The following is a 7,901-nucleotide window of genomic DNA, read 5'->3' as shown; positions in this document are numbered from 1 at the left end:
AGAAGTTTAGAAAATCTTAAGGTTCTGATTTAATTTGCTTAAATGTGGTTAAAGTTAATGATTTTTAAAAGTTTTTTTTAGTTATTTAGTAATGCACAAATTTAGGTGTTTGTCAAATTAATTTAGATGCGTTTACCCTGATACCAACGGTAAAGACATATTGGGAATAAATACCGAAATAAGTCCGGTTGCAGTTCAACATACATCAGGTCAAGAAAGTAGATATAAAGATCTCCGAGCTTGATTTCCTTCCAGTCTCTTGAGACTAAGCTTTCCAATTCAGCCTGGTCACCATCAAATTGTTGCTCCCAAACTCTTGGAGGTGGCGAAGGATTGCCGAGTATGTTCCTGACTCGTTCTGGTAGTATTTTCATAGTTTTAGGATTCGATACAATCGATTAACGGCCAGGACTTTCTTATAAAGAGCGATTTCACCCGTCCCTAGTAACCTCTCAGAGGTTGAGTGGGTTGCCCAAGCTGAACCATGATTAATGAAATTGGTTCTAATCCCACCAGGCTCAATAACCTTAACTTTGATATTGAAACGATGCAATACGGTTGCCTCGCCAATTCCACTAAAAATCCTTGAGGATAAATTAAGTAGTCAATAAATTGTCTAAAACTGGGTAAGTATAGAAGAGGGGAAACGAAGCAGGAAGCATCCCGACCTCCACCGCTTTCGTTTCTTGTCCCTTGCCTTTTCTCCCCTGCAGAAACGATTATGCCATCCCCAAATCTCAAATATGCTTATTTTCCCGGTTGCGTTGCCCAAGGGGCGGCCCGCGAACTTTACCTGTCTACCCAAGCACTGACTCAAGCCTTGGGCATTGAACTGGTGGAACTCAAGAAAGCTTCCTGCTGCGGTTCTGGCACTTTCAAGGAAGATTCGCAGTTACTCGAAGATACTGTCAACGCTCGCAATATTGCTTTGGCTGAGGAACTGAATCTGCCTTTGCTGACGCATTGCAGCACTTGTCAAGGGGTAATCGGTCATGTGGACGATCGCCTCAAGGAATCTCAGAAAACCGATCCCAACTACATAGAAAAAGTCAACGGTTTACTAAAAAAACAAGGCTGTTCGCCTTATCAAGGCAGTACCGAGGTGAAACATCTGTTGTGGGCGATCGTTGCAGATTACGGTTTGGAGGAAGTGCACAAGCGAGTCACCCGCAAGCTTTCGGGCTTGAAGTGCGCGTCTTTTTACGGATGCTACCTGCTGCGAGCTCAGGATAAGCTGCTTTACGATGACCCGCACCAACCGGAATCGATGGAAAATGTATTTCGGGCGATCGGGGCAACTCCGGTTTATTATCGAGGCCGGACGCAGTGCTGCGGCTGGCCGTTGGCGAGTTATGCCACTAACCAATCTTTTCAGATGGCAGGCAAGCATATTCAAGATGCTCTTGACAATGGCGCTGATTGTATGGTAACTCCTTGTCCTCTCTGTCACTTGAATTTGGATTCGCGACAGCCGGAGGTGGAAAAAGTAATCGGGCGCAAATTGAGTTTGCCGGTGCTGCATTTGTCGCAATTGGTGGCTTTGGCTTTGGGTGTGGAGCCGAAAAAACTAGGGCTCGATCGACATATTGTTTCAACTAAGCCCGTGTTAGAAAAATTAGGCTTTTAAGTAGTAGGGTGCGCAACGCGCACCTTATTTACCGGTTATTTATATCACTATTTATCGCTGACTTCGATCGTTTAAAAATGGCTAAGGTTTCCGGTATTCCTACAAAACGCCAATGCCAAGGTTCATAACTAACTCCTTGAGGATTATTTTCAGGAAATGACAATTCAAAGCTAAACTCTCGAGCGTGAAGACTTAACCATCCGAAAGCATCTGTATTCGCAAACTCATAAGTAATATCTTGTTTGGGAAACTTACCATCTGCTAGATCAAGAGCATAACCTGTGTGATGTTCGCTGTAACCCGACGGTGCGCTCAGTTTGGCAGCAGCTTCAGGGGAACCGAGTTTCTGAATTTGAGCTGTGAATAGTTTTTCTTGGTCAACAATACTGCGAAACCCCGATACTGGGACAATCCATATCCCCTCATCACGCGCCGCATAGATTAGTTTCATCAGCGCTAATGCTGCTTCAGGAGCCAGTTTCTCGAATCTTTGATACTCTCGCTGAGCGTAGCTACCAATGATTGTCATTTTCCCAGAATCTCCTTCGGGATAAGGAAAATGCCCAAACTTTGGTTCACCTGCTATCGATCGATCGAGCTCTTGGGGCGGCACAACTTGGGTAGCAACAGTTGAATCTGTGGTAGATGGGGTTGTTTTTAGCGGTTGTGCGATCGTTGGAGAAGGTGTTGGAAATAGTTTTCCAGAATGCCGACCAATAAACTGCATTGCAGCATAACCATTGAGTATAATTCCTGCTGCAATCAGGATGATGGGTATCACAAAACGCAACCGCAGCCATAACCTATTTATAAACTTCATCAATCTATTTTCTGAGTATCTGCTATTTTCCAAGTGCCACTGTCAAACTGTAAAATAAAACGGTACATCCCTGTGCTGGGACCGCTGGAAGTTGGATCTACTCTTTCATTCACAAAAAGTGTGGGGTTTTCCTTAACTATCATTTCAATTGTTACTCGCTCTCCTTCCAGAGAAAATTTTCCGGTAGGTTCAACAGTCGGTGACTCATATTTGTAGTAAGCGTTGTTATTTTTCAACCAATCCACCGATCCGATTGACTTTTTGTAATATTCCCCCGTTGTATATCGAGCAATAACTTCAGGATTAAAAGGTGGGATATAAGCCTCTCCTTTTGCCTGCAACCATGATTTAATCAGAGTTACGGCTTCTTTCTGAGTAATGGTATTTTGTCCCACAGTTACTACCTCAGCGATAGTCAGTTGAGGAGGTCTATTCATGGGGTTGACGATGATATTAATAGTCTTGCTTTCAGGCTTTTTGCCATTGTCGCTAACTGTAATATTTAGGGAGTCTTTACCGCTGAAGTCTTTATTACCTAGGTATATGACACCGGCAGCCTTAGCTAAGGTAGTATTAATTTGGGCAATAGTTCCTTTGAAGGTGACCGTTTTAGTTTTATTGCCAGTAATATTCTGGGCTATCAATCCCTGAACTACATCACCTTTAACTGTGAGAATGCCATTGGTGACACTCATCGTAACTGTAAGATTTTGAGTGTCTGGATCGCTGATGCTAATGCCACTGATAATTAAATTGGTATTTTCCTTGGCTATTGTGCGATCGGGAACCGTGACAATAGGAGGAACATTCATTGGGGTGACAGTAAGATTCAAACTCTTTTTGTCAGTCTTGCTGCTGAGAGCATCAGGTGGCCATACCAAGCTTTTCTTTGGGATTACTGTGCTAGTTTTCCCGCCATCATTTGCGGCGATAGTGAGCTCGTCGTTACCGCTGAAATCTGGATTGCCTCGGTAGGTAATGCCAGCAGCGTTAGCGAGAGTAGCGTTGATTTGGCTGACAGTTCCTTTCAGGGTAATTGTTTTAGTTTGGTTGCCACTAATATTATTAGTTGTCAATCCCTGATCTACATCGGTTTTCACTGTGAGGATGCCATTAGTTACACTCATAGTAACAATGATATTTTGACCGTCTGAGTCGCTGATACTGATATCAGTGATAATTAGATTGGCATTTTCTTTAACTGTTTTGTTGTTGGGAACAGTGAGGACAGGAGCTTGATTTTCTGTGGTGACATTGATGATTTGGGCGATAGCTTTGCTAGTGCCGTTTTCGCCGCCGTCATTTAACTGAAACTGTACGGTCCGAGAGCCAATAACAGGGTTATTTGAGATGTTTTGATAAACAATACTGCGCATCAAAGCCTGGGCATGTTCAGGTCTGGATTTATCGTTAAAAGTGACTGTCAGCGGTACTGTGCCTTCGCCACCTTGGAAGCTGCCGATCGCGATGCCCCCGTAAGTGATATTGTTGCCATCAACACCAATTTCACCTGGGTTTTTGCCTCGATCGCGAATTGAGAGGCGATCGTCAGGAGTGGCGCTAGGGGTGAATTTAACTGTTAATGTACCCGTGTCGAAGTTGGCGGAGTCCATATCGCTGACATTGACACCAGGAAGCACTAATATCCCGCTGTTATCTGGTGGTGGCGATGGTGGATTGCCTGGAGGAGTAAGAGATGTCTGAGTACTGATTGTGGCTAAATAGTTGCTTATATTAATAGCTGCAAACCCCACAAAAATTAGTACAACCCCACTACCTAGCCCTATCAACCAACCTTTTTCTACCAGTCTGATCCCCCTACTTAATAGTTTTGATATAATTTCTAAGTCGCTTTTAGATGTGCCATGATTCCACCTAACCAGCAATGAATTGACCGCATCAGTGTCTGATTTTCGTTGGTTCAACGTTTCAGGTAATAAACCTCGAATAATGCTTCTGTAACGTTTTTTATCACGTCCTTGATTCAGTGTTACGAGCCAAGGTACAAGTAAACTGATGTAGGGATTGAACCATTGATAACTACTTCTTTTTTCCGGCATATTTAATACTCCTGTTCGTTTTTATTGAATGTATATTTGTTCTTCTAAAGCCTTAACAAAAGAAACTAAGGCTTGGATTGCAATCTCCTGTGCTGCTGGCTTTTGCTCGTCTTTAGCCCAGCCATCCATTGCTTTTTCGATAGAAGTTCTTGGACGTTTTTCTAAGTTTGTCCAAATTTGATAGTACCTTCCGTTTACCTTTATTTTTTCATCACCATCATTCAAGCTAGCCCGCTCTTCAAGGTAAATTTTGGTCAGTGTTTGAACAATTTTATCGCCTTCATCACGATTGAGATTGGCGACTAAATCCTGCAAATGAGATGCAACTTTTTTGAAATATCGGCGTGTTTGATTGCAAATTGCGAATACAACAGCTTCACGTACAATAGGATGATCCTCTTTTTTGATGATGGTGCTTAAGCGCTCAAAGGCTGTTTTAGGAGTGAGTCTACCTGGTTCTTCATCGTACTGAATTAATCCATAGGTTATGGCTACAGTTTTCAGTAAGGCGTCAGCCTCAGAAATCTTGGTTCGATCGATGAAACTCGGTCGTTTTTTTACTTCTTCGTACCACCGATCGAGCATTGTCTGAACTTCATTGCGATTTTCTACCCAAGCATAAGCATGAGCTAAGCTTCTGGCGATCGCGTAATTTAAACTGTAAGGTAACTGTAACTCTTTAAATAACAAGTCTCCGTGCCTCTGTGTTATTGTTTTGAGCATTTCACGTATTCGGGGTTCTTTGAAATGTAGTGGTACGGCGTAGAAGAGGGTATGATAGCAAAAAAAGAAATGAACCAACCGCAGTTTGCTTTCTGATAACTCTTGCAGCCACTTATAAAATTCTTTTAATAGCCTGCCATTGCCATCATCATAATTCCAAATTGCGTCACCAACCACTACTGCTACAGTAGCTCCGATATAATCTTGGTGTTCAAACTTTTCACTTTTGATGTAATATTCTTTTTCCTCAGTTTCTTCACTTTCTTTGGCAATGTTGAAAATTTCAAAAATGATACTTTTTATCCAGGCAGCAATCCCCCCCTTTTTATCCGGTGGGTTTTTGTTTTTTTCTATGTACCCATTTTGATTTTTTTTGACATTAATCTCTTTGGTTATTCCTGTATAATTATTTTCATCCTTTTTCGCTTGTCGCTCTTTCTCCATAGTTATGTCATAGAATGTTTGCAGAATTCTAAATAATAATCTTGGATCTTGTTGATTATCGCGGTTATACCATCCAGAGATCGCACTTGCAGCGACATTTCGTACTTGCATATCTTCGTTCATAGCTAGTCGCAGCAAACAGCCTTCTGCTGAACTGAACGCACTGGTTGAGACTAAGCCGATATCGCTAAGTGTTTCACCGATCGCACAGCGCAACTGCTCACTTCGTGTTGAATTGCCGTATAATTCCCATTTACCTTGGTCGTAGTAATTTTCTTGTACCGACTCCTCAACAAGTTTCACCAATACATCCAATGCAGTGACAATCTGCCTGCGGTGGGTTTCCCACGCTACCTTAAGCAGCATTTTACGATTATCTTGAGAGAGGATTTTAATAGAACGAATGTCAATTTTATAAGCTTCAGTTGGGACAAATTTAAAATCACCAGGTACGCTTTCATATAAATCATTTTGAGCGAGCTGAAAATAGTCATTTTCGAGCTTGTCTAAATCACAGTAATCGATCGCCTGTAGTGCTGGATCGCGTTTTTGCCAAACATCCTGAACTACTCGCTCAAGAGCTGCAAAAAGTTGGTCTTCAAAACAACCGTTAAAAAAGCTCAAACCTAATGCAAGTAGCTGCTCGCGGGGGTTAAGAATTTCATAGTAAAGCTTTCTGATAAACTGTTCGTCATTTTTAGCAGTTTGAATAAGCTCCTGAATTTTGATTAGCTCTGGTTCTATTTCTTGTTTTTTTTCTACAAATAGTTTCTTTTCATCACAAAACCTTTCTACTTCTGTACGAAAAAGTTGTACAAATCGAGAAATGTTGTTAGTTGTCTTCAATTCTTGAGCTATTGATTTTATTGACTTTTGTCCATCCCTCTTCAAATGCTTGAATAATTCTTCACGGAAGTTGTCTTTATTTAATTTATCGGTGAGTTCCTTTAGTAAAATTTCTTCTGTGTAAATCTCTTCGATTTTCAGTTCTGGGAAAAAAGTTCTCGCTTCTAAACCCAAGTTCCAACCAGAGAAACTTCTCTCGGTACTAACTAAAACATAATGGTTGCGGGATTTAGCTGTTTGACAAATTTGAGGCCAATTAATAGATGCGACATTTTTAGGTTCAACATCCTTGAGAACAAAAATAGTAGGAGATTTTGTGTTTTCGAGTGCCGTATTAATATCAATAAATTGCTGACGAGATTTGCGGTTCCACAGCTTAACAGTTAATTGAGATATCTGAGAATTGGGAGTTGACATTTGATTGTGTGCGAGTGTAAAAGCCAACTGTAAAGCTAGCTCATATTTGTCAACATCCAAACTGCCACCTAACACCAACAACCTGTGTTCTAATAAAATTTTGTTAAATTTGCTAAGCGGGTCAGGTGGAATTTCAATGGTTTCTTTAAACCGCGACTCTAAATCTTCAATAGTTATCTCAATAAATTCCTGCTCGCCATAATGATTATGTACCTGTGAATTAGCACCAAAAGCAGAGCCATAGACTGAGTTGTGAAAATTGTTATTATTCATGATTGAGTTCTCCTGAAAATTGAAATCTGATTAATCTCTCTTGTTCGGGATTTACGCAACAATTCTATTTGTAGGGTGCGCATTGCGCACCTTACTATTATGGAGAGTGTAATTGAAAATTTGATTCCAGGACTGTCATTGCAAATAATGCAGCCAACTTGATTAAGTATTGCTTTAAGTAATCACCACTTGTTTTCAATCTTGGAATTAGGTCCAAAAGTTGAGCCTTTAACCTCGTCATTAAACGTGTTATTGATCGATCTCCATTCGGAGAGTCACCAGGAATTACCCCTTCTGACTTAAGTTGCTCCACAAACACTCTCAGCTTCTGAGCAAAATCATCGTCCTTTTTCATTTGTTGTTCGAGTGTTTTGTTTAATTCTGATTGATTCTCTTCCGTCGGGTCTTCTTCCACGTCTGTCAGTATGCCTTCCCTGCCAACTTTATTTAACTGATAGCGGACAGCAGTTATCATTTTAGCTAGTTTTTTGTAGGCGCTTTCCCCTAAAGCTTCTCCGCCTTTTTCTAAAGCTTTAGTAGCAATCAGAGTTCAGGGTAAACGCATCTTAACTGGAACCCAAAATATGCTACAGTTAAATCCGACTAAATTTCAATGTAGTTTGTTGTAGTTTATGGGTGCTATCAATGGCAAGAGGTTTTAGTAAAGCTGTAACTTCCCAACAAAAACAAA

The 7,901-nt window shown here is 41.1% G+C and carries 5 protein-coding genes; 1 reads left to right on the top strand and 4 read right to left on the bottom strand.

Features of this window, described 5'->3' with window-relative positions:
- Window positions 1–721 precede the first annotated feature (721 nt).
- Window positions 722–1,627 (top strand): CoB--CoM heterodisulfide reductase iron-sulfur subunit B family protein, encoded by a 906-nt coding sequence (locus tag ACUVJL_RS32490; protein WP_445249596.1) that lies wholly within the window; start codon window positions 722–724, stop codon window positions 1,625–1,627.
- A 28-nt stretch (window positions 1,628–1,655) separates the two neighbouring features.
- Here ACUVJL_RS32490 and ACUVJL_RS32485 read toward each other — a convergent pair whose 3' ends face one another.
- From ACUVJL_RS32485 to ACUVJL_RS32470, 4 genes are all read right to left on the bottom strand, one after another.
- The gene (locus ACUVJL_RS32485; RefSeq protein ID WP_445249595.1) at window positions 1,656–2,447 is read right to left on the bottom strand and encodes a M15 family metallopeptidase; all 792 of its coding nucleotides are present in this window, start codon (window positions 2,445–2,447) and stop codon (window positions 1,656–1,658) included.
- Entirely contained in the window at window positions 2,447–4,507 is a 2,061-nt protein-coding gene (locus ACUVJL_RS32480) for an IMS domain-containing protein (RefSeq protein WP_445249594.1), read from the bottom strand. Before ACUVJL_RS32480 ends, ACUVJL_RS32485 begins: the two co-directional genes overlap by 1 nt.
- A 21-nt stretch (window positions 4,508–4,528) precedes the next feature.
- Window positions 4,529–7,210, bottom strand: coding sequence for a hypothetical protein (locus ACUVJL_RS32475; protein WP_445249593.1), 2,682 nt, complete (start codon window positions 7,208–7,210; stop codon window positions 4,529–4,531).
- A 97-nt stretch (window positions 7,211–7,307) separates the two neighbouring features.
- The gene (locus ACUVJL_RS32470; RefSeq protein ID WP_445249592.1) at window positions 7,308–7,685 is read right to left on the bottom strand and encodes a hypothetical protein; all 378 of its coding nucleotides are present in this window, start codon (window positions 7,683–7,685) and stop codon (window positions 7,308–7,310) included.
- Window positions 7,686–7,901 lie beyond the last annotated feature (216 nt).

This window comes from Microcoleus sp. OTE_8_concoct_300, assembly GCF_031383065.1.
Taxonomy (GTDB): Bacteria; Cyanobacteriota; Cyanobacteriia; order Cyanobacteriales; family Microcoleaceae; genus Microcoleus.
This window is presented reverse-complemented; position numbering and strand designations above follow the sequence as displayed.